The sequence below is a fragment of the Actinomyces timonensis genome, from assembly GCF_040702965.1.
Taxonomy (GTDB): Bacteria; Actinomycetota; Actinomycetes; order Actinomycetales; family Actinomycetaceae; genus Actinomyces; species Actinomyces timonensis_A.
In genome coordinates this window covers 713,926-739,400 of the sequence record NZ_CP159989.1, presented here as the reverse complement: position 1 = coordinate 739,400, position 25,475 = coordinate 713,926, and the positions used below count along the sequence as shown (strand labels likewise).

Genomic DNA, 25,475 nt, shown 5'->3' with positions numbered 1-25,475 from the left:
GGCTCGGGGCGCGGATTGCAGAGCCTTCCGCGCCTTAACGGGCCCGGAATCGGATGCGGCGCTCCGGCGTCGTCCTGGATGAATGACGGGAGTCTTGACCGATCCGTGATCAGAGCGTAGCGAGAACTGACCGCTCGCGCTCCCCCCGCACGAAGGCATGAGCGCATCCGCGGGCGTGGGATATCTCGCCCTCCGGACGGCCCGTGGGCCGTCCGGAGGGCGAAAGCGGCCCCCCAGGACGTCGCGGCGTCACGGCGCCGCGTCGTCACATGCGGGCCGTGGGAGCCGGGATCTTCTCCACGGCGTCCGCGATGACCTCCGTGGCCGTGGCCCCGGCGAACTCGGCGTCGGGATCCATGACGAGGCGGTGCGCCCACACGACCTCCGCGAGGGCCTTGACGTCGTCGGGCAGGACGTAGGCCCGCCCCTGGGAGGCGGCCCACACGCGGATCGCGCGCGTCATGGCGATAGCACCACGAGTGGACACGCCGAGGCGGGTGGAGGAGTTCTCCCGCGTGGCCTCGACGAGCGCGCCGATGTAGTCCAGGACGGCGGGCTCCACGTGGTTCTCCGAGGCCAGGTCGGACATGGAGGCGACGGCGGAGGAGGAGATGACCGCGGGGATCTTCTGGGAGCGGTCGGGCCGGGCCGAGTCGCTGAGCACCTTGGTGAGGGCGGAGCGGTCCGGGTACCCCACGGAGGTCTTCATGAGGAAGCGGTCGAGCTGGGCCTCCGGGAGCCGGTATGTGCCCGCCTGCTCCACGGGGTTCTGCGTGGCCACGACCATGAAGGGGCGGCCCGCGTCGTGGCGGACGCCGTCGACCGTCACATGCGACTCCTCCATGACCTCCAGGAGGGCGGACTGCGTCTTGGGCGAGGCCCTGTTGATCTCATCGGCCAGGACGATCGAGGAGAAGACGGGGCCGGGGTGGAAGTCCCAGGAGCCGGTCTTCTGGTCGTAGACGGTCACGCCCGTGATGTCACTGGGCAGGAGGTCGGGCGTGAACTGGATGCGCGAGTGCGAGCCCTGCACGGTGGCCGCGATGGCGCGGGCCAAGGCCGTCTTGCCGGTTCCCGGGGCGTCCTCCAGGAGGAGGTGCCCCTCGGCGAGCATCGTGGTCAGGGCGAGGCGGATGACATCCTCCTTGCCCAGGAGGGCCTGGCCGACGTTGTCGACCATCTTGCCGAAGGTCTCTGCGAACCAGGTCGCGTTCTCCTGGGTGATGGGCATGGCTGGGTTCCTGTTCGGGTCACGTAAGAGAGGAGGCTAGGGACGGGAGGGCTCCGCTGGAGCTCAGGCCCACTCCCGAGGCACCCCGCGCGTCAGGCCCGCCTGTTCAGGGATATGCGGACCGACTCGGCAGGATGCCTCCGTTCGCCAAGGATTCTCCCACACTCGCGGGCGCCGACCGCGGCAGGCGGGGCCCCTCCAGGCCACGAATTGGACTCAATGATGAATGCCCAGGTGAAGCACCATAACGACTGATGGCCGTGGGCCGGCCCCCGCTTGGGGGCCGGCCCACGGCCATCGTCCGCGTTCCGGGGCGCGGCCCGGCTCAAAGAGCCCACCGCGCCCCGGGGGCGGTCAGAACTCCACGTCCTGGCTGTTGAAGCCCGTGCGGAAGTCGTCGGAGAAATCCGCGCGGAAGTCGCCGCCGAAGGAGAAGTCGTCCAGCGCGATGCTCTCCCCCACGCCGAACATGTCCTCGGAGAAGCCGGTGCGGGAGAAGACCTCCGCCTTCGTCTCCTCGGTGGGCTCCACCTCGATGTCCGAGTAGCGGGCCAGGCCCGTGCCGGCGGGGATGAGCTTGCCCAGGATGACGTTCTCCTTGAGCCCCACCAGCGGGTCGGACTTGCCGTTCATGGCGGCCTCGGTGAGCACGCGCGTGGTCTCCTGGAAGGAGGCGGCGCTCAGCCAGGAGTCTGTGGCCAGGGAGGCCTTGGTGATGCCCATGAGCTCGGTGCGCCCGGAGGCGGTCTTACCGCCCTCGGCCACGACGCGGCGGTTCTCCGAGCGGTAGGTCATGACGTCCACGAGGTCGCCCTGCAGGAGCGTGGTGTCGCCCGGGTCGAGCACGGTCACGCGGCGCAGCATCTGGCGCACGATGACCTCGATGTGCTTGGAGTGGATGTCCACGCCCTGGGAGCGGTAGACCTCCTGGACCTCGTCCACGAGGTGGCGCTGGGTGGCGCCGACGCTGCGCAGGCGCAGGATCTTCTTGGGGTCCACCGGGCCCTCGGTAAGGGCCTGGCCGGGCTCAAGGCGCTGGCCGTCGACCACCAGGAGGCGGCGGCGCGAGGAGACGGGGACCACGAGGTCCTCCTCGCCGTCGTCACGCTTGATGACCAGGCGCTTTCCGTCGGCGTCCTGCTCGATGGCCAGCGTGCCCGCGGCCTCGGCCACGACGGCCTCGCCCTTGGGGGTGCGGGCCTCGAAGAGCTCCTGCACGCGGGGAAGGCCCTGCGTGATGTCCGCGGCGCCGGCGGCGCCACCGGTGTGGAAGGTGCGCATCGTCAGCTGCGTGCCGGGCTCGCCGATGGACTGGGCGGCGATGATCCCCACGGCCTCGCCGATGTCCACGCGCTTGCCGGTGGCCAGGGAGCGGCCGTAGCAGGCCGCGCAGGTGCCGACGGCGGAGTCGCAGGTCAGCACGGAGCGGACCGTGACCTCCTCGATGCCGGCCTCGATCGCGGCGTTGGCCTCGGCAGTGCCGATGTCGGCGCCGACGGGGATGATGACACGGCCCTCGGCGTCGACGACGTCACGGGCGGCGGTGGTGCCGATGACCGTGGTGTCGAGGATCTCCGAGACGTCCTTGAAGCGCTCGCCGTCGGCGTCCTTCCAGGTGAAGAGGCGCTTGGTGAGGCCCTTGCGGGTGCCGCAGTCGTCCTCGCGCACGATGACGTCCTGGGACACGTCGACGAGCCGGCGGGTGAGATAGCCGGAGTCGGCGGTCCGCAGGGCGGTGTCCGCCAGGCCCTTGCGGGCGCCGTGGGTGGCGATGAAGTACTCCAGGACGCTCAGGCCCTCGCGGTAGTTCGACTTGATCGGACGCTCGATGAGGCGCTGCTTGGGGTCGGCCACCAGGCCGCGCATACCGGCGAGCTGGCGGATCTGGTCCCAGTTGCCTCGCGCCCCGGAGACCACCATCTGGTAGACGGTGTTGCGGTGCGGGAAGTTCTCGCGCATGGCCTCGGCGACCTCGGCGGTGGCCTTGGTCCAGATGTCGATGAGCGAGGAGTAGCGGTCCTCCTCGGTCAGCGCGCCGAGATCGAACTGCTCCTCGATCTGGGCGGCCTCGGCCTCGTGGCGGGCCAGGATCGCCGCCTTGGACTCCGGGGAGACGACGTCGGCGAAGGCGACCGTGATGCCGGACCAGGTGGACCAGTAGAAGCCGTTGGCCTTGAGCGCGTCGAGGGAGGCAGCCACGTCCACGCGCGGGAAGGACTCGGCGAGGGTGTTGACGATGTTACCCAGGGCCTTCTTGTCCACCGTGTAGTTCACGTAGGGGAAGGCCTCGGGCAGCGCCGTGTTGAACAGGGCGCGGCCCAGCGAGGTGCGCAGGGTGATCGGGTCGCCCTCGCTCCAGCCTTCGGGGGCCTGCCAGCCCTCGGGGGCGACGATCCCCTCGGTGAAGCGGATGTCGCAGGCGGCGTTGACATCGAGCCTGCCGAAGTCGTGCGCCATGACCGCCTCCGCGAAGGAGGAGAAGGCCGGGACGATCTCCTCGCCGTCGGCGTCCCTGGCGACCTCGACGGCCGGGTCGGGCTCCTGGGTGAGGTAGTAGGTGCCGATGATCATGTCCTGGCTGGGCATGGTCACGGGGCGCCCGTCGGAGGGCTTGAGGATGTTGTTGGACGAGAGCATGAGGATGCGGGCCTCCGCGGAGGCCTCGGCGCCCAGCGGCAGGTGGACCGCCATCTGGTCGCCGTCGAAGTCCGCGTTGAAGGCGCCGCACACGAGCGGGTGCAGCTGGATGGCCTTGCCCTCGATGAGCTGGGGCTCGAAGGCCTGGATGCCCAGGCGGTGGAGGGTGGGGGCGCGGTTGAGCAGCACGGGGTGCTCGCGGATGACCTCGGCCAGGACGTCCCAGACCTTCGGGTTGGCGCGCTCCACCATCCGCTTGGCGGCCTTGACGTTCTGGGCCTCCTTGAGCTCGACGAGCCGCTTCATGACGAAGGGCTTGAACAGCTCCAGGGCCATCTGGCTGGGCAGGCCGCACTGGTGGAGCTTGAGCTGGGGGCCCACCACGATGACGGAGCGGCCGGAGTAGTCCACGCGCTTGCCCAGAAGGTTCTGGCGGAAGCGGCCCTGCTTGCCCTTGAGCATGTCGGACAGGGACTTCAGCGGGCGGTTGCCCACGCCGGAGACGGGGCGGCCGCGGCGGCCGTTGTCGAAGAGGGCGTCGACGGCGTCCTGGAGCATGCGCTTCTCATTGTTGACGATGATCGTCGGGGCGCCCAGGTCCATGAGCCGCTTGAGGCGGTTGTTGCGGTTGATGACGCGGCGGTAGAGGTCGTTGAGGTCGCTGGTGGCGAAGCGGCCGCCGTCGAGCTGCACCATGGGACGCAGGTCCGGCGGGATGACAGGGATGTTGTCCAGGACCATCGACTCCGGCTTGGTGCCGGTCATGCGGAAGGCGTTGATGACCTTGAGGCGCTTGATGGCGCGGGTCTTGCGCTGCCCGGCGCCGGAGGCGACCACCTCGGACAGGGCCTCGGCCTCGGCCTCCAGGTCGAAGCCGCGCAGGCGGTCCTGGATGGCCTGGGCGCCCATGGCGCCCTTGAAGTAGATGCCGTAGTCCGCCTGCATGTCGCGGTAGAGGACCTCGTCACCCTCGAGGTCCCCGACCTTGAGGCCCACGAAACGGTCCCAGACCTTGTCCATGTGCTCCAGCGTCCGCTGGTTCTTGCGGCGCATGGCGCCCATCTCGCGCTCGGCGGTCTTGCGGAGCTTGTCGCGCTGGGAGGCCTCGGCGCCCTCCGCCTCGGCGGCGGCCAGGTCCTCCTCCAGGCGGCGCTGGCGGGCCTCGACGTCGGCCTCGCCGGCCTGCTCGACGTGCTTCTTCTTCACCTCGAACTCGGCGCGAAGGGAGGGCAGGTCGTCGTGGCGGCCCTCCTCATCGACCTCGGTGACCATGTAGGCCGCGAAGTAGATGACCTTCTCCAGGTCCTTGGGGGCGAGGTTGAGCAGGTACCCCAGGCGGGAGGGCACGCCCTTGAAGTACCAGATGTGGGTGACGGGGGCGGCCAGCTTGATGTGGGCCATCCGCTCGCGGCGCACCTTGGAGCGGGTGACCTCCACACCGCAGCGCTCGCAGACGATGCCCTTGTAGCGCACGCGCTTGTACTTGCCGCAGGCGCACTCCCAGTCCCGGGTGGGGCCGAAGATCTGCTCCCCGAACAGGCCGTCCTTCTCCGGCTTGAGCGTGCGGTAGTTGATGGTCTCGGGCTTCTTGACCTCACCGTGCGACCAGGACTTGATGTCCTCCGCGGTGGCCAGTCCGAGCTGGATGCGATCGAAGACGTTGGCGTCGAGCACAGTTCCTACTTCCGATGGGTCAGATCTCGTCGATGGTGGAGGCCATGGCCCCGCCCGGGCGGCGGCCCAGGTCGAAGCCGAGCTCCTCGGAGGCGCGGCGGCCGTCGTCGTCGGTGTCGTCCAGGCCGATGACATTGCCCTCCGCGTCCAGTGCCTCGACGTTCAGGCACAGGGACTGCATCTCCTTCATGAGCACCTTGAAGGACTCGGGGATGCCGGGCTCGGGGATGTCCTCGCCCTTGACGATGGCCTCGTAGACCTTGACCCGGCCCACGACGTCGTCGGACTTGACGGTGAGCAGCTCCTGGAGCGCGTGGGCGGCGCCGTACGCCTCCATGGCCCACACCTCCATCTCGCCGAAGCGCTGGCCGCCGAACTGGGCCTTGCCGCCCAGCGGCTGCTGCGTGATCATCGAGTACGGACCCGTGGAGCGGGCGTGGATCTTGTCATCCACGAGGTGGTGGAGCTTGAGGATGTACATGTAGCCGACCGAGACCGGGTACGGGAAGGGCTCGCCGGAGCGGCCGTCGAAGAGCCGGGCCTTGCCGTTGGGGGCGACCAGCTGCTCGCCGTCGGCGCCCGGGATGGTGGAGTTCAGGAGGCCCATGAGCTCGTCGTCCCGCACGCCGTCGAAGACCGGGGTGGCCACGGGGGTGCGCGGCTCGGCGGTCACGCCGTTGTCCGGCAGGCGCAGGGCCCACTCCTCCCCCGCCTCGCGGGCCGCGGTGGCGTCCCATCCGCGGGAGGCCACCCAGCCCAGGTGGAGCTCGAGGACCTGGCCGATGTTCATCCGGCTGGGCACGCCCAGGGGGTTGAGGATGACGTCCACGGGAGTCCCGTCGGCGAGGAAGGGCATGTCCTCCACGGGGAGGATCTTGGAGATGACGCCCTTGTTGCCGTGGCGGCCGGAAAGCTTGTCACCCACGGTGATCTTGCGGCGCTGGGCGATGTAGACGCGCACCATGCGGTTGACGCCGGCGGGCAGCTCGGCGTCCTCGCTGGCGGCGTCGAACTCGCGCACGCCGGTGACGATGCCGTACTCGCCGTGGGGGACGCGCAGGGAGGTGTCGCGCACCTCGCGGGCCTTCTCACCGAAGATGGCGCGCAGGAGGCGCTCCTCACTGGTCAGCTCGGTCTCCCCCTTGGGGGTGACCTTGCCGACGAGGATGTCACCGCTGCGGACCTCGGCGCCGATGCGGATGATGCCGCGCTCGTCGAGGTTGGCCAGGGTCTCCTCGGAGACGTTGGGGATGTCCCGGGTGATCTCCTCGGCACCCAGCTTGGTGTCGCGGGCGTCGACCTCGTGCTCCTCGATGTGGATGGAGGTCAGGATGTCCTCGGAGACGACCCGCTGGGACAGGATGATGGCGTCCTCGAAGTTGAGGCCCTCCCAGGTCATGAAGGCCACGAGGAGGTTCTGACCCAGGGCGAGGTCGCCCTCGGCGGTGGCGGGGCCGTCGGCCAGGACGGTGCCCTCCTCCACGCGCTCGCCCTCGGAGGCCACGACGCGCTGGTTGTAGCAGTTGCCCTGGTTGGAGCGCAGGAACTTGGCGACCTTGTAGACCGTCTCGGAGCCGTCGTCGTTGGCCACCCGCACGAAGTCCGCGCACACCTCGGTGACGACGCCCGCCTTGGAGGCCACGAGCACGTCCCCGGCGTCGACGGCGGTGCGGCGCTCCATGCCCGTGCCCACGAGGGGGGCGTCGGGGCGGATGAGCGGCACGGCCTGGCGCTGCATGTTGGCGCCCATGAGGGCGCGGTTGGCGTCGTCGTGCTCCAGGAAGGGGATGAGCGAGGTGCCGACGGAGACCATCTGGCGCGCGGAGATGTCCATGAGGTCCACCTGGTCCGCGGGGACCAGGGCAGGCTCGCCGCCGGTGACGCGGCACAGGACGTGGTCCTCGGCGAAGCGCCCCTCCGCCGTGAGCTCCACGTTGGCCTGGGCGATGACGTGGCGGTCCTCGTCGTCGGCGGTCAGGTAGTGGGTCTCATCGGTGACCAGGCCGTCCTTGACGACGCGGTACGGGGTCTCGATGAAGCCGAAGGGGTTGATGCGGGCGAAGGTCGCCAGTGAGCCGATGAGGCCGATGTTCGGGCCCTCGGGGGACTCGATGGGGCACATGCGCCCGTAGTGCGAGGTGTGGACGTCACGGACCTCCATGGAGGCGCGCTCGCGGGACAGGCCCCCGGGGCCGAGGGCGGACAGGCGACGCTTGTGCGTCATGCCGGCCAGGGGGTTGTTCTGGTCCATGAACTGGCTCAGCTGCGAGGTGCCGAAGAACTCCTTGATCGCGGCCGTGACGGGCCGGATGTTGATGAGGGTGTTCGGCGTGATGGCCTCGACGTCCTGGGTGGTCATGCGCTCGCGCACCTGGCGCTCCATGCGGCTCATGCCGGTGCGCACCTGCGCCTGGATGAGCTCTCCGACGGCGCGGATGCGGCGGTTGCCGAGGTGGTCGATGTCGTCGTACTCCACCGGCATGTCCACGATCTCCCCGCCGCGCAGACCCTCGATCGTCTCGGCGCCGGCGTGCAGGGCGAGCAGGTACTTGATCGCGGCGGTGATGTCCTCGATGCGCAGCACCGAGTCGGTCAGGTCCGCGTCCAGGCCCAGCTTCTTGTTGATCTTGTAGCGGCCGACCTTGGCCAGGTCGTAGCGCTTGGGGTTGAAGTAGAAGTTCTCGATGAGGGTGCGGCCGGCCTCGACGCTCGGCGGCTCGCCCGGGCGGATCTTCTTGTAGATGTCCAGGAGGGCCTCGTCCTGGGTGGTGATCTTGCGATCCTCGTCCAGGGCGACGGTCAGGGCCGGGTAGTCGGCGAACTCCTTGCGGATCTCCGCCTCGTCCATGCCCAGGGCGAGCAGGAAGATGGTGATGTCCTGCTTGCGCTTGCGGTCGATGCGCACGGCGACGCGGTCCGACTTGTCGATCTCGAACTCGAGCCAGGCGCCGCGCGAGGGGATGAACTTGACGTTGTAGACGTACTTGTCGGTGGTCTTCTCGGTGGTGCGCTCGAAGTAGACCCCCGGGGAGCGCACGAGCTGGGAGACGACGACGCGCTCAGAGCCGTTGACGATGAAGGTGCCCTTGTCCGTCATGAGGGGGAAGTCGCCCATGAAGACGGTCTGGGACTTGATCTCGCCGGTGGAGAAGTTCTCGAAGTCGGCCACCACGTACAGGGGGGCGGAGTAGGTGAGGTCCTTCTCCTGGCACTCCTCGGCGGTGTACTTGGGCTCCTCGAAGCGGTGATCGTGGAACGACAGCGCCATGGTCTCGCCGAAGTCCTCGATCGGGGAGATCTCGTCGAAGATCTCCTCCAGGCCCGAGGTCTCGGGCAGGGAGCCGGGGCGGGCGGCGTTGGCGGCGTTGACGCGGGCGCGCCACTTCTCGTTGCCGACGAGCCAGTCGAAGGACTCGGTCTGCAGGGCGAGGAGGTTGGGAGCCTGCATGGGCTCCGGGATCTTCGCGAAGTTGATGCGACGCGACGCGGTGCGCGCGGCGATGTCAGCGGCAGTGGGTACAGAGGTGCGCGAGGCAGCCAAGTGGGGATCCTTCCCTCAGTCCGGGGATCACTCTCGCGTCCGACGGCGTGTCCGACACCGACCTCCTCCCGGGACGACGCTGATCATGGCAGGGCTCGTGGCAGGCTCTGGCCGCGCCGTCCGAGAGGGCCATCGAGGACAGCACGCACACTGGACGCAAAGCGCTAGCGTACACGGCGGGTTTTGCGCCTTCCACATCGGGGCAAGACTCGATCTTGCGATTCCCACCACAGTCACGCATACTGCCCCGCCCCGAGGGCAGGTTCTCCACGCGCCGGCGGGGATCGAGGCGCGAGGCGCCCGCTGGCTGGGCGCGGATGCGAGAGGCGAGCCCGGCCGGGGCCCTCGCCGTCATGCGCGACTCGCCGCTATAGCGCCGCCAGCGCCCATGCCACGAAGGAGCCCAGGACCAGGTACGGGCCGTAGGCCATGGGATCCTCACGGCTGGCGCGCCGGGAGATCAGCAGCACCAGCGCCGCCAAGCCCCCGGCCATGACCCCGACCCACACGCCGAGCACGAGCGCCGTCGCCCCGTACCACCCCAGCCACAGGCCGATGAGCGCGCAGAGCTTGACGTCACCGAGCCCGAGCCCAGCGCGCCCCACAGCGGCCAGGAGGCCGATCGCCCCCGCGCCCAGCGCGCACAGAACGGCCCGCGCGGCGTCATGAGCCAGCGCGGGCCTCATCACGACAGCCACGCCGCCGCACGCGATCAGCCACGCCGCGGCGCAGCCGAGAAGCCGGTTGGGCAGGATGTGGGCCACGGCGTCAGCGCTGGCCGCCACAACCAGCAGCGCCACCACCGGCAGCGCCGTCGCCGCTGCGACATGGCCACCCGTGCGAGCCCCCCACCACGCCGCGCCACCACAAGCGGCCAACACCAGCACGGCCTGCGGCAACGACCCCAGGAGCCAGGCGCGCCGCGCGGCAGGGGGCCACCCGCCCCCGACCGACCCGGGGCGCGCGAGCTCGCGAGCACGGCTCCGCGCCCATCGCGCGACGGGACCCGCCGCCACCCCCACAACAGCGACGGTCTCACCAGCGAGAAGCCAATCCATACCGCGCATCATGCCCGCCCCTCCCCTGACGGGGAAGACCTGAGGAAGACCCTCGCCCGCCCGGCGCTCCATCTCAGGACCAGCCGCGCCCCGACGACGCCGTAGAGTCAGCCCCGTGGATGACGAGCCGACCGACGCCCTCGCCTGGGCCGCGCCGCGCGCCGTGGGGCCGCTCAACGCCGTCGTGGAGCTGCCGGGCTCGAAGTCGCTGACCGCGCGGGCGCTCGTGCTGGCGGCCACGGCCGCCGGGCCCAGCACGCTGGCCGGCGTCCTGCGCGCCCGCGACACCGATCTCATGATCGCCGCCCTGACCACGCTCGGCGCGCGCTTCGAGGAGGACGGCTCCCCCACGCGCCTGCGCGTCACCCCGGCGCCGGTCCCGTTCCCCGTCAGCCGGTCCGAGCGCCCGACGGCCGACGCGACCGCCAGCGCCCCCGCGCGCGTGGACTGCGGCCTGGCGGGCACCGTCATGCGCTTCATCCCGCCGCTGGCCGCGCTCGCCGACGCCCCCGTCCTCTTCGACGGGGACGGAGCGGCCCGGTCCCGCCCGCTCGGACCGCTGCTCGACGCCGTCTCCGCCCTCGGAGCGCGAGTCGACAGCCTGGCCGCGCCCGGCTTCCTCCCCGTCCTCATCACCCCGGGGGCGCCGGACAGCGCGGTGACGGGCGCGGTGACCGGGCCCCGGGACCTCGTCATCGACTCGAGCGCCTCCTCCCAGTTCCTCTCCGCGCTCCTGCTCGCCGCCCCCCTGCTGCCCGGCGGCGCGCGGATCACCCCGACGGGGCGCGTGCCCTCCCTGCCGCACGTGGCCATGACCGTGGCCTCGCTGCGGGAGCGGGGAGTGGAAGTCGAAGAGCCCGCCGCGGGCATTCCCGAGGGCGAGCGCGCCTGGACGGTGGCGCCAGGCCGGCCCGAGGGCGCCAGGGCCACCATCGAGCCGGACCTGTCCAACGCCGGCCCCTTCCTCGCCGCCGCGCTCGTGGCGGGCGGGAGCGTGAGGGTGCCCCACTGGCCCGCCTCCACCGCGCAGGCCGGCGACGCCTGGCGGAGCCTCCTGCCCCGGCTCGGCGGGACCACCAGGCTCATCCAGGAGCCGAACGGCGCCCCCGTCCTCGAGGCCACCGGCACCGGGGAGCTGGCGGGCATCGACGCCGATCTCTCCGCCGTCGGCGAGCTCGCACCCACCGTCGCCGCCCTGGCCGTCCTCGCCTCCGCCCAGGGACGCGCCTCCCGGCTGAGGGGCATCGCGCACCTGCGCGGGCACGAGACGGACCGGCTCGCCGCGATCGCCGCCGAGGCACGCAGGCTCGGCGCCCCGGCCCGCGAGACCGCGGACGGCATCGAGGTCGGCGCCCTGGCCGCCGGGGCCCGGCTGCGCCCGGCCCTGCTCCGCTCCTACGCGGACCACCGCATGGCGACCTTCGCGGCCGTCATCGGGCTGGCCGTCCCCGGGGTGCGGATCGACGACGTCGCCTGCACCTCCAAGACCCTTCCGGGCTTCACCGGGCTGTGGGGGCGGATGCTCGCCGGCGCCTCACCGGCCGCCCCCGGGCAGGAGGCGCGCTGATGGCCCGCCGCGATATCGGCACCGACGACCCCCGCGTCCACGTGCGCCCGGGACGGGGATCGCGGCCGCGCACCAAGCAGCGCCCGGCCCATGCCGACGCCGCCGAGGGCATGGTCACCCGCATCGACCGGGGCCACTACCGCATCCGCCTGGCCGACCCCTCCCCCACGCTCGACGCCACGGGCGATATCACCGCCATGAAGGCCCGCGAGCTCGGGCGGGGGAAGATCGTCGTGGGGGACCGAGTGGCCGTCGTCGGGGATCTCAGCGGCCGCGATGGCACCCTCGCCCGCCTGGTGCGCATCGAGGAGCGCCGCACGCTCCTGCGCCGCAGCGCCGACGACGGCGACGCCGCCGGCACCGAGCGCCCCGTCGTCGCCAACGCGGACATGCTCGTCATCGTCACCGCGGTGACCGACCCCGAGCCGCGCCCCCGCATGATCGACCGCTACCTCGTGGCGGCCTACGACGCGGGCATGGAGCCCCTGCTCGTCCTGACGAAATCCGACCTCGCCGACGCCGCGTCGCTGCTCGCCCTCTACGAGCCCCTCGGCGTGCGCTCCCTGCCCACACGCCTCGACGCGGCCTCGCGCGCCGAGGCCTCCTGCGCCGGAGAGGGCGTGGACGCCGTGCGCGGGGCCATCGAGGGGCGGACCTCCGTGTTCGTCGGCCACTCGGGCGTCGGCAAATCGACCCTCATCAACGCCCTGGTCCCCGGAGCGGACCGCGCCACCGGGCGCGTCAACGAGGTCACCGGCCGGGGCCGGCACACGTCCACGAGCCTGCAGGCCCTCGAGCTGCCCGGCGGCGGCTGGGTCATCGACACCCCCGGGGTGCGCTCCTTCGGCGTGTCGCACGTCTCCAGCGCCGACGTCCTGCGCGGCTTCCCCGACCTGGCCGCCGTGGCCGAGGAGTGCCCCCGCGGCTGCACCCACGAGACCGGCGTCATCGACTGCGCGCTCGACGACTGGGCCGCCGGAGGCGCCCCCCGGGACGCCGACGACGGCCCGGCTCCGACGCACGGGGCCGGAACAGGGATGCGCCCGGCCAGGGTCGACTCCTTCCGCCGTCTCCTGGCCCCCTCCCGCCTGGCCGAGGACCCCACCAGGCCGGCGCTGAGATGAGCGCTGGGGCGATCACGACGCTCTCCTCCCCGCCGCCGAGCCCTCCCGGCGATCAGCGGCCGTCCGCCCCGGCCGACGGCGACCACCGGGGCGCGGATGCCCTCCGATGCTGTCCTCCGGGGCGCGGCGCGCATAGGCTCATCTCATGCCCGACTCGCCAGCGGCGCCAGCCGCTCCTGATGCCACGGCCGACCTCCTGCCCCGGCCCACCTGGTCGGACCTGTCGGCCCGGGCGGACCTCACCGTGGCGCGACGCCGAGTCCTCGAGCTCGTCGAGGCCTCCACCGTCCCGCTGACCGCCGCCGAACTGGCCGACCGCCTCGCCCTCCACCACAACACGGTCCGCGAGCACCTCGACGCCCTCGTGGAGGCGGGCTTCGTGACGGCGTCGACGCGCCCCACGGGCAGGAGGGGGCGTCCCGCGCTGCTCTACACAGCGACCTCCCCCGACCCGAGGATCGTCATCGACTCCTACCTCACCCTCCTCGAGGCGGTCGTCGAGACCTTCGGCACCGGCCACGAGGCCCAGGAGATCGCCCTGAGCGTCGGGCGCCGCTGGGCCGAGCTGAGCCCAGCGCCGGCCGCCGCCGACCCCCTCCCCGAGAGCGCCAGCGACTCGGACCGCCTCGCCGCCCTCCTCCCCGACCTCGCCCTCATGGGATTCGCCCCGCGGCTCGACGGCGAGAGGGTCGTCCTCAAGGCGTGCCCGCTCATCACCCGGTCCCGCGCGCCCCACCCGCTGGTCTGCGCGATTCATGAGGGCTTCCTCAACGCCATCGCTCGGCGACGGGGCCTTCTGCCAGCGGTGCCCGAGGGGGCGCCGGACCACGGCGACCGTCCCCTGCTCGCGATCTACCCCCTGCTGGACGACGGCTGCCACGCCCGTTTCGAGGCCTGATCCCCCGGGGCCAGCCCCGAGCGGGACCCGTGGATGAGGGACCGGCCGCCCGCCGGGAGCGCCGTCGCCTAGTCGCCCGCCTTGAGGATCGCCTTGGCGCCCTTCTCCATGTCCGCGAAGGCGTGCGTCACCACCGCGTAGCTGCCCGGCGCCGGCACCACGGCCTCCACGAAGCCCCCTTGCGCGGGCTGGAGGCCGAGCGCCTGCGAGCCGCCCCGCCAGGAGCGGCCAGCGCCGTCGGGCCCGCCCAGCAGATAGGCCCCCTCGAGGAAGACCGTGTCGAACTGGAGGCCCACCACGTGGAAGGACGTGGGCAGGGAGGGCCCCGCGTCCAGCACCCAGAAGCGCACCCTCTCCCCCGGGCGGGCCTGGAGCGGCTGGAGGGCGTGCTGGAAGGCCACCCCGTTGAAGCACATGAGATCCGGGGTCTTGGCCGCCACCTTGTCGGCGTCGGTGACGCCCCCCTCGGGCCCCAGGTAGATCTCGGACTGGATGAGGACGTACTCGCGATCCACGCTCGCCAGCCCATCGGGATCGATGATGACGGCGCCGTGCATCCCGGAGGCCAGGTGGACGCTCATGGGCGCCGTCGAGCAGTGGTAGAGCCAGATGCCGGCGTGCTCGGCGGTGAAGGAGTAGACGAGCGACTCCCCGGGGTTGATGGAGCGCATGACCGCGTCCGGGGAGACGATCCCGGCGTGGAAGTCGATGGAATGACTCATGGAGCCGTTGTTGACCAGCGTGATCTCGAAGGTGTCCCCCACCTTCCCGCGCAGAACGGGGCCGGGGGCGGTGCCGTTGAAGGTCCAGCGGGTCTGGGTGACGCCCGCGCCCACATAGACGCCGGGAACCTCCGTGACGGTGAGGGTGTGCCGGTGGAGGGTCCCCGCGGGCGCAGGGGCGAGGGCGGCCTCGAAAGGGGTGAAGCCGTCCGGCAAGGGCGCCCCGAGGCTCGGCCTGGCGCTCGGGCCTCCCGACGCCGAGCCGTGCCCCTCGTGGTCGTGCCCCGTGGCGGACCGGCTCGACTCGGCCGTGCCCCGCGCATCCCGCCCGTCGGCGGTGATGCGCAGGACCATGCCCTGGGCGCGGTGCCCGGCGATGGAGCACCAGCCCTCGACGGGCCCGGAGATGACGCCGGCGTCCACCCGCGCGCTGGCTCCCGCCGCGACGCGCCCGGTGGTGGCGCCGCCGGCCAGGACGAGGTCGTGGACCTGGTCGCCGGTGTTCTCCAGGGTGATGACGAGACGATCCCCGCTGGCGACGTCGATCGTGTCGGGCACGAAGCGCATTCCCTCCACGGTGACCGTGGCCTCAGTGGTGCAGCCGCTCCCGGTGGCGCCGCCCCGGGAGGGCCCGTCCCAGGAGTGGAGCGCCGTGCCGACGACGACGGCCGCTCCTGCGGTGGCCACGCCGAGGATCGCCCCGCGCCGGTCGAGAGCGCGGGCGGGAGGGGCTCCCGCGGCCCCGGCGGGGCCCGAGGCGCCGGGGGCGGCCGGCACGCCGGGGGCGCTGGTGGCTCCAGGGGCGCTGGGAGCGCTCGGCTTGTCAGGGACGTCGGTCATGGTGCTCTCCAGTGGTGGGCCCGCCCGCGGGCGCGGGTCGGGAGGGGACGGGATGGGCGTGGCTGGGGCGATGGGGGCCGCGGGCCGGATCACTGGCCCCGCGGGGCCGCGGCTCGAGCGCGCAGCGCGCCATGGCCACGGGCACGAGGGCGGCGAGAGCGCCCGCCAGCAGCGCCCCGGTCAGGCGCACTGGCGCGGCGAAGAAGGGCGCGAGGGCGATGAGCAGTCCCGCGTTGGCGGCGGTGACGCGGAAGGAGGCGGCGCGGTCGAGGATCGCGTTGGTGGCGCGCGTGGCGGCGGGACCGCCCCCGAGCATGACGGGCGTGAGATAGGACAGCGCCCCGACCAGCACCTGGAGGGCGAAGCCCGCGGCCAGGGGGAGGCGCAGCCCGTGGATCGCCTGGCGCGTGGCGGCGGCCGCTCCGGCGCCTCCCGCGCCGTCGGCCAGGGCGCCCACGATCCCGCTGCCGAGCAGGACGACGCCGGCGATGAACCAGCAGACCGCGGCCGCCGTCGAGGCGGTGGCGTAGGAGTTCGGGGGCACTCGGCGGGCGGTGCGCAGCGCGGGGCCGATGACGCTCGCGGCGCCCAGCAGGTAGACCGCCACGCCGAGCGCCCCGAGCGGCGCCCATGCGCCGGTGCTGGCGACGAGCGCGGTCCCCGCCACGAGGACCGGCAGCCCCCGGACCGCCCGGCGCGGGGCGTCGGGCTCCATGCGGGTGCGCAGCATCGTGGGCCACAGGACCGTGAGGGTGCCCAGCACGGTGATGCCCACGAAGCCCAGGAGCATCGTCGTCGTGTGAGCGATGTAGAGGGCGTCGACCAGGCGCGGGCTGACCGCTCCGGCCTCGCCGCCGCCCCCGCCGCGCTCCCCCGCCCAGCTGGTGAGCCAGCCGAGGAGGGCGCCCGCGGCCAGGGCCACGAGGGCGACGGCGTAGTGGAGGGCGAGCGCACCCATCCGAGGCGCGACGGCGCGGCGGCGCTGGACGATGATCGCCGCCACGCCCAGAAGGGCCTGGGCGATGACCACCGCGGCGCCGGCCAGGGCGAGCCGGTCCAGGCCCGAGGTGATGCCGGTGAGCACGGCGATGGCGCCGAGGCCGTGGGCGGCGAGCCGGGCGTCGAGGAGCGCGGCGCCGCCCCAGGCGGGCCGGTGGAGGAGGGTGTCGGCGAAATGGGCCGACCAGGTGGTGATCGCCGAGCCGATACCGCCCAGCAGCAGGATGTGCAGGGGCAGCCAGGCCCCCCAGGCGGCCAGCGGGCCGGCGAGGACGCCCACCGTCACCGCGCCCGCCGCGGCGAGCCAGGCCAGGACGACGCCATTGCGGCGCGTCTGGGCGGCGCGCCGGCCCGAGCGCCCGCCTCCGGGTCCGCGCCCGGGGCGTTGGGGCGGCCTACCGGGAGCACGGCCGGAGGGGCCGGGCACGGGGGTCGGCGGCATCATGGGCGGCCCCCGATCCTGCCCGAGGACACCGCCCGGGTGACGGCGATGAGCATGAAGGCGAGGATCCCGATGACCCCCGCCACGCCGCCGGCCTGCCACGGGCGCAGGGCCCCGGCCGCGAGCGCGCCCACCCGCAGCGCCAGGCCACCGTGCAGGAGGGCGAACGGCAACCACATGAGGGGGTGGTAGGGCAGCCTCCGTTGGACGACGGAGGGGATGATCGTGGGGGCGTGGGCCAGGATCATGGAGAAGGCGAAGCCCAGGCCGAGGCTGTGGATGATGATCTCGTAGGCGTTGCCCTCCAGGCCCCGGACGGTCCAGACCGCCCCGGCCACCGCGGCCCAGAGGTAGCCGGCGAGCATGGAGGCGGCGGAGAAGCGGATGGCGCCGGCGGCCCGGCCCCGGGAGCGGATCGTGCGGCGCGCGACGTCGTGATAGGCCATGGTCACGGCCAGCCCGAGGAGCGCGGGGCCGATGATGATCGCTGCCCAGTCCCCCGCGGGGTGGAGGCAGGCTCCCAGCAGCGCGGTGGCCGACAGTCCCGCCACAACCGCCTCGACGGCGCCGTCGAGGAAGGCGACGCGGGCGAGCTCGAGGCGCTCACCGACGATCGTGAGCGTGGGCAGGAGGAGCCACAGGGGGACGCACCCCTCGATGGGGGCGCCCGCGATCCACAGCAGGATCCCGAGGATGAGGGCGATAGCCCCCAGGGCCTCGACGTCGCCGGCCACCGAGGGGGCGCGGCGGTGGACGGCGACGTAGATGGCGCCCAGGGCGAGCGCCCCGGCGAGCATGATCAGGCGGCCGACGCCCTGCGGCGCGCCGGCCGGGCCGAGGAGCGCCCCGAGGGCCAGCCCGGCGGGGGCGAGGAAGGCCCAGGCGGCCCGCGCGGCCACGGCCCGCTCCAGGGAGATGACCGTGCCGAGGAAGCCCACGAGCATGAGAGGGCCGTGGAGGGAGGCGAGGGACCCTGGGGCGAGCCCCGCGCCGGTGAGCGGCGCGGGGAGGCTGAGCCGCAGGAGAGCGGCCTCGAGGCCGGTGAGCAGGCAGGCGCCAGCCATGGCCAGGGTGAGGAGGCGGGGAGCGATCCCGGGAGGCGGAGGCCCCCCGGCCCCCCGGGGCCCGCCCGTGGGGGCGCCCGGCTCGCCCCGGCCAAGCGTTTTAATCACAAGGAGTACCGTATTAAAGTCGTGCTGAGGCGAGCAACGCCCGCGGCAGCGGTCCTGCTCACCCGGCGGCCCCGGCCACCGCGCGACAGCCATTCAGCATCCGGAAGGCCCCCTCGGGCCCTTCGGCCCACCCCACGCCAAGGAGCACCACATGAGCGAGAACCCGAGCCTCCTGCCGATCGAGGAGAAGAAGTCCGGCGGTTGCGGATGCGGGTGCGGGTGCAGCGACGAGCGCCTCTCCCTCGACGCCCGAGCCATCCCCCACCGCCTGCGCCACGCCGCCGTCCTGGGGGCCGCGTCCAGCCTGACGGTCGGCGAGTCCTTCGACCTCCTCGCCCCGCACGTGCCCACGCCGCTGCTGTCCCAGATCGACCAGCTCGACGGCTCATTCGCCTACGAGTTGCTCGAGGCCGAGGACGGCTACGCGCGCGTCGAGATCCGCCGCACCGCCTGAGCGGCTCGCCCCCTCACGGTCGGGGCCATCGCCGGGCGCCGCGGGCCCGAGCCCTGCCCGCGAGCGCCATCCGTATCCTTGACCCCATGACCCCCGCCCCCGCTCGCGCCCCGGGTAGCGGCACCGCCAGGACGCTCCTGCCGGTGCCGCGGGCGGTCGCGCCCACGGGGCCGGGCGGGGCGGGCACCGAGTCGCCCGGCGCCGCGGAGGCCCCCTGGCCGGGCCCTCCACCGAGCGCCCTGACCGACCGTTACGGGCGGGTGGTGCGGGACCTGCGCCTGTCGATCACCGACCGCTGCAACCTGCGCTGCTCCTACTGCATGCCCGCGCAGGGACTGGACTGGCTCGCCTCCCCCCTCCTGCTCACCGCCGCCGAGATCAGCCGCCTCGCCCGCATCGCCGTCACCCGCCTGGGGGTGGAGCGGATCCGCATCACCGGCGGGGAGCCGCTCATGCGCCGGGACCTTGAGGAGATCATCAGCGCCATCGCCTCCCTGCGCACCCCCGGCGGCGCGGTGCCGGACATCGGGCTGACCACCAACGGGCTCGGGTTGGACAAGCGCGCCGCCGCCCTGCGCGACGCGGGACTGGCCCGCGTCAACGTCTCCATCGACGCCCTGGACCGTGAGGCCTACGCGGGGCTCACCCGCCGCGACCGGCTCGACGACGCCCTGGTCGGCGCCACCGCCGCCCAGGCCGCGGGCCTGGAGCCCATCAAGGTCAACGCCGTCGCCCTGCCGGGCACGCTCGACGCCCAGGCCCCCCGCCTGCTCGCCGAGTGCCTGCGGCGCGGGTGGCAGCTGCGCTTCATCGAGCACATGCCCCTGGGGCCGCGCGAGTCCTGGAGGGCCGACGACGTCGTCGGCGCCGAGCGGATCCTCTTAGCGCTGACCGGCGCGGGATTCGCGCTGGAGGAGGCCGGGCGCCCGGACCGCCGCCCCGCCGCGCTGTGGCGCGTGGCGGCCGGTGCGTACGACGGCGCCGCCCATCCCGCCGGGAGCGTGGGGATCATCGCCTCGGTGACCGCGCCGTTCTGCGCCAACTGCGACCGCGCCCGCATCACCGCGGACGGCCGTCTCATGACCTGCCTGTTCTCCTCCACCGAGACCGACCTGCGCGCCCCCCTGCGCTCGGGCGCGACGGATGAGGACATCATGCGCCTATGGGCCGCCGCCGCGTGGCGCAAGCCCCTCGCCCACGGCTCGGATGACCCCGGCGCGCTGCCCTCGGGCTTCGAGAGGCCGGGCCGGACGATGTCCGCCATCGGCGGATGAGGCCCCGGCCGCCCAGCGCCCCGTGCGCCCCGCCCCTCAGTCGCGCGGACCCCGCCCCTCAGTCACACGGAAGGACCACCATGACCGCATCGGATCTCGCGGTGATCGAGCTGCGCTACTTCGCCGCCGCCGCCCAGGCCGCCGGCCGAACCGAAGAGCGCCTGGAGGCCGCCGGCCCGCTCACGCTCGCGGGCCTGCGCGAGCGGCTGGCGGGGCGAGGCGTCGAGATGGCGAGGATCATCGGCATCTCGACCTTCCTCGTCAACGGCCTGTCCACGCCCGCGGACTCCCTGGCACCGCTGGCGGACGGCGACCGGGTGGACGTCCTGCCGCCCTTCGCCGGGGGCTGAGCCCGGGCCGCGCCCGCCCCTGGCCCTCCCGGGGCCGGGCGCGCCGTTCAGGCGCAGTTGCTCCACTCGGCAGTGCCGTCGGGGAAGCGCTGGTTCTTCCACACGGGCAGGCGGCGCTTGACCTCCTCGACGGCGTCGCTCACGGCGGCGAAGGCCTCGGCGCGGTGGTCGGCGCTGGCGGCCACCCCCAGCGCGGCGTCCCCGATCGTGAGCTCGCCCGTGCGATGGGCGATCGCCAGGGCGCGCAGGCCGGGTCGCGCCGCGATATCCGCGGCGATCCGCTCGATGACCTCCCCCGCGCTCGGATGGGCGGAGTAGGCGATGGACTCCACGGCGCGGCCGTCGTCGTGATCACGGACCATCCCGTCGAAGGTGACGACGGCCCCGGCCGCGCGATCGGCGACGGCGCGCGCCAGCTCGGCGGCGCTCACGGGGCCCTCTGTCATCTCGGCGCGCACGATCCGCGCGCGCGCGTGCCCCTTGGCACCGGTAGCCTCGCGCATAGCGCCGTCATCTGTCTCGCGCGCCATCCCGCCCTCCTCGACCGCATGATGGACGCGCCAGACCCTACACCGCCCGCCTGAGCGCCCCGAGGAGGAGCCATGCCCAGCCCCGCGATGATCCCGCCCGAGCGATACGTCGACGAGGCCCTGGCCGCCCTGCGCCCGCTCGGCGCCATCCCCGTACGGCTGGAGGACGCGCACGGGCTGGTCCTGGCCGAGGACGTCACCGCCGCGCTCCCGGTGCCGCCGTGGACGAACTCGGCGATGGACGGGTACGCCCTGCGGGCGGAGGACGCCGCCGGGGCCGCCGAGCAGGCGCCCGTCGTCCTGCCGGTGTCGGGCGACGCCCCGGCGGGCAGCGCTCCGGCGCCCCTGCCCCCGGGCACCGCGATGCGCATCATGACCGGCGCGATGCTGCCCGAGGGCGCCGACGCCGTCGTGAGGGTGGAGGACACCGACCAGTCCCCGGGCCCGCGCCCGCTGCCCGGGAGGGTCGCGATCCACGCCGCCCCCGCCATCGGCCTCAACGTGAGGCGGGCCGGGGAGGGCTGCGCCGCGGGGGACCCGGTGATGAGGGCGGGGACCCTCCTGGGCGCCACCGCGATCTCCGCGCTCGCCTCGGTCGGCCGGGACGAGGCGCTCGCCCGCCCGCGCCCGAGGGTCGCCATCGTGTCCACCGGCGCCGAGCTCGTCGATCCGGGGCGGGTCCTCGCCCCGGGCACGATCCCGGACTCGAACTCCCTGCTGCTGGCAGGCCTCGTCCGCGAGCGCGGCGCCGCCCTCGCGGGAGCGCGCCGCAGCGCCGACACCGCCGAGGGCCTGGCCCGAGCCCTCGTCGAGGCGGCCGAGAGCGCGGATCTCGTGGTGACCTCGGGCGGGGTGTCCGCCGGGGCCTTCGACCCGCTCACCATGCTCGCCACGCGCCCCGCCGGCCCCGGGGCGCGGGTGCGGATCAGCTTCGCCAAGGTCGCGATGCAGCCGGGCAAGCCGCAGGGCCGCGGCACCATCCTCGCCGACGACGGGCGCGAGGTTCCACTGCTGTGCCTGCCGGGAAACCCGGTCAGCGCGCTGGTGTCCTTCACGCTCGTCGTCGCCCCCGCGCTCGCCATCCTCGCCGGCCACCCGCGGGCCTCCGCCACCGCGGCGGCCCCCGCTTCGCGCGCCAGGGCCACCGCCGGGTGGAAGGGCCCGAAGGGGCGGCGCCAGTACGTCCCCGTGCGAGTCGTCGGCGCGCCGAGCCCCCTGCCCGAGCCGTTGCCAGCGCCCCCGGATGGGACGGGGCCGGCCCTGCCCTGGGTGGAGCCCACCCACCGCCTCGGCTCGGGCTCGCATCTCGTGTCCTCGCTCGGCGCCGCCCAGGCGCTCGCCGTCGTCGACGAGGGCTCCACCGGGGCGCGGCCCGGCGACGTCGTCGGCCTTATCCCGCTCCCCTCCCCGCCCTCCCCCGCCCGCCCCTACTGACAAGGAGCCCGATATGGCCGATCCCTCCCCCATCCGACTGACCCACCTCGACTCCTCGGGCGCCGCCCGCATGGTCGACGTCACCGGGAAGGCCCCCACCACGCGCTCGGCCAGCGCCGCGGCCACCGTGCGCTGCTCGCCCGCGATCGTGGAGGCGCTGCGCTCGGGGACCGTCCCTAAGGGCGATGTGCTCGCCGTGGCGCGCATCGCCGGCATCGCCGCCGCCAAGCGCGTCCCCGAGCTGCTGCCGCTGGCGCACGTCATCGGCGTGCACGGGGCGAGCGTGGACCTGAGGATCGTCGACGAGGGCGTGGAGATCCGCGCCACCGCGCGCACCGCGGACCGCACCGGGGTGGAGATGGAGGCGCTCACCGCCGTGACCGTGGCCGGCCTGGCGGTGGTGGACATGGTCAAGGGCGTCGACCGCGACGTCATGCTCACCGACGCCCGCGTCACCGCGAAGTCCGGTGGTCGCAGCGGGGACTGGACGCGCCCGGAATGACGGGCGCGCTTGACGCCGTCGTCCTCGCGGGAGGGACCGCCCTCCGCATGGGCGGGGTCTCGAAGCCGGATGTGCTCCTGGCCGGTCGGCGCCTGCTCGACCACGTCCTGGAGGGGATCGGAGGCCTTCGCGCCAGTGGGGTGATCCCCCCGGGGCGGACCGTCGTCGTCTGCCCCGAGGACGTGGCGCTGCCCGAGGGGGTGCTGCGGGCCCTGGAGGACCCGCCGCTGGGAGGGCCGGTGGCGGGGATCGCCGCCGGGCTGGCAGCCCTGGCCCAGGGCGGCGGACCGGTCGGGGCCGCGCCCGTGACGGCCGTGCTCACCTGTGACGCACCCGGGGCCCCGGCCGCCCTGCCCGCGCTCCTGGGGGCGCTTGAGGGGGAGCGGGCCGGAGCGGGGGCGGACGGCGCCTGCGCCCGGGCCGAGGATCACGCGCAGTACCTGCTCGGCGCCTACCGGACCCTCGCGCTGCGCAGGGCGGTGGCGCCGGGGGGCCGGCCACTGCGGGATGTCGCCGTGCGCCGGGCGCTGGGGGCTCTGCGCGTGAGGGAGGTGACCGGCACGGCCGACGCCGCCGCGGACCTCGATACCTGGGAGCAGGTGCGCGCCTGGCGGGGACGGGGGCGGACGGCCCCGCCCCACTGGTCCGCGCGGATCCTGACTCAGCGGGTCCCGCCTCAGTGATCCCCGCCGCCGAGCTGCTCCAGCACATGCGGGATGAGCGGCCCGACCACGGTGATCGAGTCCTTGACCCCGCCCTTGGAGCCAGGGGCGTTGACGACGAGGGCGCCGTCGGAGCCCCGCGAGGTGACCCCCACGTAGCCCCGGGACAGGCCCGCGAGCGGCGTCTTGGTCAGCCCGTGGGAGCGGATCTGGGCCTCAACGCCCTCCAGGCGCGCGACCAGGAGCGGCGCGGTGCCCTCGGGCGTGAGGTCCCTGGGGGTGACGCCGGTGCCGCCGGTGGTCAGGATGACGCGGGCGCCGGCGGCGATGGCCTCCTCGATGGCGGCGCGGACCTCCTGGGCGCCGTCGGGGATGAGCCGGACGGTCTCGACGACGACGCCGTGATCCGCCAGGAGGCGCTGAGCGAGAGGGCCGGACTCGTCGGGGCGGGAGCCGCTCGCGCAGCGGTCGGAGACGGTGATGACCGCCCCGCGCACGGTGCCGGTCATGGGGGCGAGGCGCTTCTGGGCGATGGGCTCGTCCCCCGGCGCGGGGGCGGGGCCAGTCGTGGCGCTGGTGACGCCGGTGGCGGAGGATGGGGGCGTCGGAGTGCTCATGACCCCACCGTAGCGGCGCCCGGACCGGTCTCGATGCCGTTTTCGACCGGTCTCGCGAGGGGGGAGAGGAGATTAAGTGACTCGTCCGTGACCTTAAGGGGGGAGGCCCCACTTCGAAGGGCGCGCCCCTTCCGCCACTCCGCCAGCGCCTTTCCTTTTACACCGGGCTCCTCCTGCATATTTCAGGCATCATGGTCGGACGCCCCCTCGCGGGGCCGCTCGCCGCGCGCATTCGCCGCGAACGATCACGATGCGCGCTCGGCGACGACGACGCCACCCACCTCCCAGGAGACATCTTGCCCACGCTCGACACCACCGGCCGGACGCTCACCGGATGGAACCCCGAGGAGCCCGAGAACTGGTCCTCGTCCATCGCCTGGCGCACCCTGGCCATCACCACCTTCTCCCTCATGCTCGGCTTCACGGTCTGGTTCCTGCCGAGCGCCATCGCCCCGCGCCTCAACGAGATCGGCTTCGCGCTGAGCAAGAACCAGCTCTACTGGCTGACCTCGATGCCCGGCCTGTCCTGCGGCCTCCTGCGGCTGATCTACATGTTCCTGCCGGCCACCATCGGCACGCGCAAGATGATCGGCATCTCCTCCCTGCTGTACCTGCTGCCGATGCTCGGCTGGTTCTTCGCCGTCCAGAACCCCTCCACCTCCTACGGGGTCCTCCTCGGCCTGGCCTTCACCTGCGGCATCGGCGCCGCCACGTTCTCCGGCTACATGCCCTCCACCGGCTTCTTCTTCCCCAAGCGCCTGTCGGGCACGGCCCTGGGCCTCCAGGGCGGACTGGGCAACATCGGAGCGGGCATCATCCAGCTCGCCGCGCCCCTGCTCATGTCCACATCCCTGTTCGGCCTGACCTGGGTGGAGCGCCACTCCGAGGGCGCCCCCATGGTCGTCAACGCGACCGTCTTCTTCCTGCCCTGGTCCGTCCTGGCCGCCCTCCTCGCCTTCGCCTACCTCAAGGACGTGCCGGTCAAGGCGAACATCAAGGAGCAGTTGGACATCTTCGGCAATGTCGACACCTGGCTCATGACGATCCTGTACATCATGACCTTCGGCATCTTCTCCGGATTCGCCGCCCAGACGGCCCTCATCATCAACAACAACTACGGCGCCGCCTCCGCCCTGGCCGACGCCGGGCTCACCGGTCTGCCCAAGGGCGCCAGCTACGCCTTCCTGGGCACCTTCATCGGCTCGCTGCTGCGCTTCGCCTGGGGCCCCCTGTGCGACCGCTTCGGAGGGGCCATCTGGACCTTCGTCTCCGCGATCGGCATGGCGGCGACCCTCGGGTTCTGCGGATGGCAGCTGACCATGATCGACTCCGCCGGGGACTTCAAGGTCTTCATGGCCGGCCTGCTGGGCATGTTCTTCTTCGCGGGCGTCGGCAACGCCGCCACCTTCAAGCAGATGCCCATGATCATGCCCAAGCGCCAGGCCGGCGGCGCCATCGGCTTCACCGCCGCCGTCGCCTCGCTGGGCCCCTTCCTCGTCGGCGTGGCGCTGGCCGCCATGCCGGCCTCGGCCTTCTTCTTCTCCTGCGCCGCCTACTGCGCGCTGTGCGCCGTCATCTGCTGGATCCGCTACGCGCGCCCGAACGCCAAGCGCCCGGGCTGATCACGACCGGCCCCGGCGCCCGGAGCCATCCGCGGCGACGGGGCCGCATCGGGCGGCCGAGCCGACCGCCCCTCCGCCCACCACTCCACCCACTCTCACTGAAGGACTCCAGATGACCAGTCCAG

At 73.3% G+C, this 25,475-nt stretch carries 19 protein-coding genes; 10 read left to right on the top strand and 9 right to left on the bottom strand.

Annotation, left to right across the window (positions count from 1 at the left end; translation table 11 throughout):
• Positions 1-265: 265 nt before the first annotated feature.
• The 4 genes from ABXS69_RS03180 to ABXS69_RS03165 all read right to left on the bottom strand — a co-directional run bounded on the left by ABXS69_RS03180 (position 266) and on the right by ABXS69_RS03165 (position 9,883).
• Positions 266-1,231: a MoxR family ATPase gene (locus tag ABXS69_RS03180; RefSeq protein WP_366181148.1), complete on the bottom strand. Its 966-nt coding sequence runs from the start codon at positions 1,229-1,231 to the stop codon at positions 266-268.
• Between the two features lie 354 nt (positions 1,232-1,585).
• The gene (locus ABXS69_RS03175) at positions 1,586-5,542 is read right to left on the bottom strand and encodes a DNA-directed RNA polymerase subunit beta' (RefSeq protein ID WP_366181147.1); all 3,957 of its coding nucleotides are present in this window, start codon (positions 5,540-5,542) and stop codon (positions 1,586-1,588) included.
• Between the two features lie 19 nt (positions 5,543-5,561).
• The gene (gene rpoB, locus ABXS69_RS03170; RefSeq protein WP_366181146.1) at positions 5,562-9,083 is read right to left on the bottom strand and encodes a DNA-directed RNA polymerase subunit beta; all 3,522 of its coding nucleotides are present in this window, start codon (positions 9,081-9,083) and stop codon (positions 5,562-5,564) included.
• Between the two features lie 368 nt (positions 9,084-9,451).
• A complete protein-coding gene (locus ABXS69_RS03165; protein ID WP_366181145.1) occupies positions 9,452-9,883 on the bottom strand; it encodes a prepilin peptidase in 432 nt (143 codons plus the stop codon).
• A 373-nt stretch (positions 9,884-10,256) separates the two neighbouring features.
• On the opposite strand from ABXS69_RS03165, the gene aroA reads away from it, so the two are divergent.
• The 3 genes from aroA (at position 10,257) to ABXS69_RS03150 (ending at position 13,730) form a co-directional block, all read left to right on the top strand.
• On the top strand, positions 10,257-11,708 hold the full coding sequence (aroA, locus tag ABXS69_RS03160) for a 3-phosphoshikimate 1-carboxyvinyltransferase (RefSeq protein ID WP_366181144.1): 1,452 nt from the start codon (positions 10,257-10,259) through the stop codon (positions 11,706-11,708).
• Positions 11,708-12,832, top strand: coding sequence for a ribosome small subunit-dependent GTPase A (gene rsgA / locus ABXS69_RS03155; protein WP_366181143.1), 1,125 nt, complete (start codon positions 11,708-11,710; stop codon positions 12,830-12,832). Before aroA ends, rsgA begins: the two co-directional genes overlap by 1 nt.
• Before the next feature lie 145 nt (positions 12,833-12,977).
• Entirely contained in the window at positions 12,978-13,730 is a 753-nt protein-coding gene (locus ABXS69_RS03150; protein ID WP_366181142.1) for a helix-turn-helix domain-containing protein, read from the top strand.
• A gap of 68 nt (positions 13,731-13,798) precedes the next feature.
• On the opposite strand, the gene ABXS69_RS03145 is transcribed toward ABXS69_RS03150, so the two are convergent.
• The 3 genes from ABXS69_RS03145 to ABXS69_RS03135 are packed head-to-tail and all read right to left on the bottom strand — an operon-like array spanning position 13,799 to position 17,797.
• On the bottom strand, positions 13,799-15,292 hold the full coding sequence (locus ABXS69_RS03145; protein WP_366181141.1) for a multicopper oxidase domain-containing protein: 1,494 nt from the start codon (positions 15,290-15,292) through the stop codon (positions 13,799-13,801).
• On the bottom strand, positions 15,276-16,736 hold the full coding sequence (locus ABXS69_RS03140) for a hypothetical protein (protein WP_366181140.1): 1,461 nt from the start codon (positions 16,734-16,736) through the stop codon (positions 15,276-15,278). The genes ABXS69_RS03145 and ABXS69_RS03140 overlap by 17 nt, the downstream gene beginning before the upstream one ends.
• Positions 16,733-17,797, bottom strand: coding sequence for a hypothetical protein (locus ABXS69_RS03135; RefSeq protein ID WP_366181139.1), 1,065 nt, complete (start codon positions 17,795-17,797; stop codon positions 16,733-16,735). The genes ABXS69_RS03140 and ABXS69_RS03135 overlap by 4 nt, the downstream gene beginning before the upstream one ends.
• A 259-nt stretch (positions 17,798-18,056) precedes the next feature.
• Between ABXS69_RS03135 and ABXS69_RS03130 the strand changes: the two genes are divergently transcribed.
• From ABXS69_RS03130 to ABXS69_RS03120, 3 genes are all read left to right on the top strand, one after another.
• Positions 18,057-18,359, top strand: coding sequence for a DUF2249 domain-containing protein (locus ABXS69_RS03130; RefSeq protein ID WP_366181138.1), 303 nt, complete (start codon positions 18,057-18,059; stop codon positions 18,357-18,359).
• A gap of 86 nt (positions 18,360-18,445) precedes the next feature.
• A complete protein-coding gene (gene moaA / locus ABXS69_RS03125) occupies positions 18,446-19,633 on the top strand; it encodes a GTP 3',8-cyclase MoaA (protein ID WP_366181137.1) in 1,188 nt (395 codons plus the stop codon).
• A gap of 80 nt (positions 19,634-19,713) precedes the next feature.
• On the top strand, positions 19,714-19,983 hold the full coding sequence (locus tag ABXS69_RS03120; RefSeq protein ID WP_366181136.1) for a MoaD/ThiS family protein: 270 nt from the start codon (positions 19,714-19,716) through the stop codon (positions 19,981-19,983).
• A gap of 47 nt (positions 19,984-20,030) precedes the next feature.
• Here the strand turns inward: ABXS69_RS03120 and ABXS69_RS03115 are convergent, their stop codons facing one another.
• Complete coding sequence (locus ABXS69_RS03115; RefSeq protein ID WP_366181510.1) at positions 20,031-20,486, bottom strand: molybdenum cofactor biosynthesis protein MoaE; 456 nt, start codon at positions 20,484-20,486, stop codon at positions 20,031-20,033.
• A gap of 99 nt (positions 20,487-20,585) precedes the next feature.
• On the opposite strand from ABXS69_RS03115, the gene glp reads away from it, so the two are divergent.
• From glp to ABXS69_RS03100, 3 genes are read left to right on the top strand one after another with little or no spacing between them, the layout of a single operon-like run.
• The gene (gene glp, locus ABXS69_RS03110) at positions 20,586-21,947 is read left to right on the top strand and encodes a gephyrin-like molybdotransferase Glp (protein ID WP_366181135.1); all 1,362 of its coding nucleotides are present in this window, start codon (positions 20,586-20,588) and stop codon (positions 21,945-21,947) included.
• Between the two features lie 13 nt (positions 21,948-21,960).
• Positions 21,961-22,449, top strand: a complete 489-nt coding sequence (gene moaC, locus ABXS69_RS03105) for a cyclic pyranopterin monophosphate synthase MoaC (protein ID WP_366181134.1) — start codon at positions 21,961-21,963, stop codon at positions 22,447-22,449.
• A complete protein-coding gene (locus ABXS69_RS03100) occupies positions 22,446-23,132 on the top strand; it encodes an NTP transferase domain-containing protein (protein ID WP_366181133.1) in 687 nt (228 codons plus the stop codon). Before moaC ends, ABXS69_RS03100 begins: the two co-directional genes overlap by 4 nt.
• Here ABXS69_RS03100 and ABXS69_RS03095 read toward each other — a convergent pair.
• Positions 23,126-23,620: a MogA/MoaB family molybdenum cofactor biosynthesis protein gene (locus ABXS69_RS03095; RefSeq protein WP_366181509.1), complete on the bottom strand. Its 495-nt coding sequence runs from the start codon at positions 23,618-23,620 to the stop codon at positions 23,126-23,128. The genes ABXS69_RS03100 and ABXS69_RS03095 overlap by 7 nt on opposite strands.
• A 404-nt stretch (positions 23,621-24,024) precedes the next feature.
• Here ABXS69_RS03095 and ABXS69_RS03090 point away from each other — a divergent pair, with 404 nt between their 5' ends.
• The gene (locus ABXS69_RS03090) at positions 24,025-25,350 is read left to right on the top strand and encodes an MFS transporter (RefSeq protein ID WP_366181132.1); all 1,326 of its coding nucleotides are present in this window, start codon (positions 24,025-24,027) and stop codon (positions 25,348-25,350) included.
• Positions 25,351-25,475: the final 125 nt, after the last annotated feature.